Genomic DNA, 1,977 nt, shown 5'->3' on the forward strand with positions numbered 1-1,977 from the left:
GAAGGCCTTTCTGTTCAAAAGCCGCTTCGCCAGCACGTCCGCCACATCGTCCCATGCTGCGTGACGCTCTGCGGCCTCGAACCACAGGTGGAGGTCGGCGGGGTTTTCCGCGAAGTAGTCACCCAGGGCCAGGGCGGCGGAGTCCAGTCCACCTCGATCTCTCTCCGGTAGCGCGAGAAGCCTCTCCAGAGCCTGCCGTCCTTCTCCCAGCCCCCGGCGCCAGAGGAAAATCTGGGTCTCGCACCGGACTAGATTTTCCGGGCCGACCTCACCCGCGTCCACGGCCCGGGTCAGAATCCGGACCGCCCCCGCGGAATCCCCGGAGCCGGCGGCGGACTGGGCCTCGGACCAGGCATCCGCCGCGGCCGGCTTGACCAGGAGGAGGAGGACCCCTATAATTCTGCAAAGCTGAGGTGACGTCATGTCGTCCAGGATACGTCTGGTTTACGCCCTAGGTTTGATAACCGCCTACATTCTCCTGGCCGCCACCCACTGGCTGGGCGGAGCCAACGTTGCTTACGAGCTTTTCTACCGGCTGATCGCCTTCGTCGCGGTCGGCATCGTCGCGCCCCTGGTCTGGATCGGACTCAATCGGATTCCGGCCGAACCGGGGGCGAGCCTCTACCGGCAGCTCCTCGTCGCGGGCGTGGTCGCCGTGGCGGTCTTCTTCCTTTTCCCTGAACTGAAGGCCCCCGTCGGGTGGGCGGATGTCTGGGTCTGGGTCTCCAATGCGGTGGCTGCGGTGGGAGTGGCCTACTTCGCCTACCGCTTTCTGCCGGGTTTTCTCGACTCGGGCGGCATCACTGGGAGAATCGTCTGGGGGGTGCTGGCGGTGCTCGCCGTCGTACCCACGACCCGCGGTGTCGTGTCGGCCGGTCTGGCGGGGATGCTGACCTGGGCGGCGGGGAGCTTCTGGCCGGCCGCCGCGCTTTTCACCGCCCTCTTCGCCACCTTCGACTGTGGTGTGTCCGCGGAGGGACTCTCCTCGACCGGACCCTGGTTAATCGTCGCTCTGGCCGTTCTGGTTCCCCTCGTCCTCGTGACCATTCGCGGCGTTTTTGCGCAGAAATCTGGCAAAAAGGATGAAGCCGACCCGCTCGGTAACGTAAACCCCGAGGTAGATGAGCATCACCATCAGCGCGGCGGAGTAGTCGTTCCGCACCAGCCCGGCCAGGAGGAAGCCGCCGGCGAAGAGCGCCGAGGCCAGGGCGAATAACAGGTAGCTCGAACGCCGGCTCCCGAAATAAAAGCGGTGGTTAGCCAGGGTCAACAGCACTACCCCTCCGCCCAGAAGCGCCCACTCGTAAAGGCTCAACGTCCCTCCAGCAGTTCCTTGTAAACCCCTTCGAGCCGATCCAGATACACTTCCAGCCTCCAGCGCCGCTCGGCTGTCCGCCGGGCGGTTTCACCCATCCTGTCCGCCGGTCCGGGTCGAGCGGCGAGGCGCCTCATCGCCCGGGCCAGACTCCGGGGGTCGCGGCGGGGGACCAGGAATCCCGTCCGGCCGTGCTCGACGAGCTCGGGGATCCCGCCCACGGCGGTGGCGACCGCCGGGAGCCCGGCGGCGAAACCTTCCCGCAGGGACAGAGGCAGCGATTCGCGCAGGCTGGGGAGAACCAGGGCGTTCACGTGCCTGAGCAGCGCCGGCATATCCCGTTGAAAGCCGAGGAACTTGACCCGGCCGGTCACGCCGAGGCGGTCGGCCATCCGCTCCAGGGCGCGCCGGGCAGGGCCGTCGCCGGCGATCCAAACATCAAAGGGGCTGTCGCCGCAGAGGGATACGGCCCGCAGAAGGTCGTCGTGCCCCTTGCGTCCGTCAATGCGGGCCGGAATCAGAAAGGTGAAGCGATCCCCGGTCCTCTCGGGTACGATGTCGAAAAACGCGTCCGGCAGCCCGGTCTGCAACGTCTGCGCCCGATGGTCTGGAAATCCCCACAGACGGAAATTCCGCCGCTCGTAATCGGAAACGAAGAGCAC

Annotated in this window: 3 protein-coding genes; 1 reads left to right on the forward strand and 2 read right to left on the reverse strand. The window is 66.4% G+C overall.

Annotated elements, in window-relative coordinates:
* Positions 1–423 (reverse strand): hypothetical protein (locus tag NTW26_00125; GenBank protein ID MCX7020679.1); only part of this gene is annotated, 423 nt, incomplete at its 3' end.
* On the opposite strand from NTW26_00125, the gene NTW26_00130 reads away from it, so the two are divergent.
* Positions 422–1,216, forward strand: coding sequence for a hypothetical protein (locus tag NTW26_00130; protein ID MCX7020680.1), 795 nt, complete (start codon positions 422–424; stop codon positions 1,214–1,216). The two genes, NTW26_00125 and NTW26_00130, sit on opposite strands and share 2 nt — an antisense overlap.
* A gap of 95 nt (positions 1,217–1,311) precedes the next feature.
* Here NTW26_00130 and NTW26_00135 read toward each other — a convergent pair.
* A partial coding sequence (locus tag NTW26_00135) for a glycosyltransferase (GenBank protein ID MCX7020681.1) occupies positions 1,312–1,977 on the reverse strand: 666 nt, incomplete at its 5' end.

Source organism: bacterium, from assembly GCA_026398675.1.
Lineage (GTDB): Bacteria > RBG-13-66-14 > RBG-13-66-14 > RBG-13-66-14 > RBG-13-66-14 > RBG-13-66-14.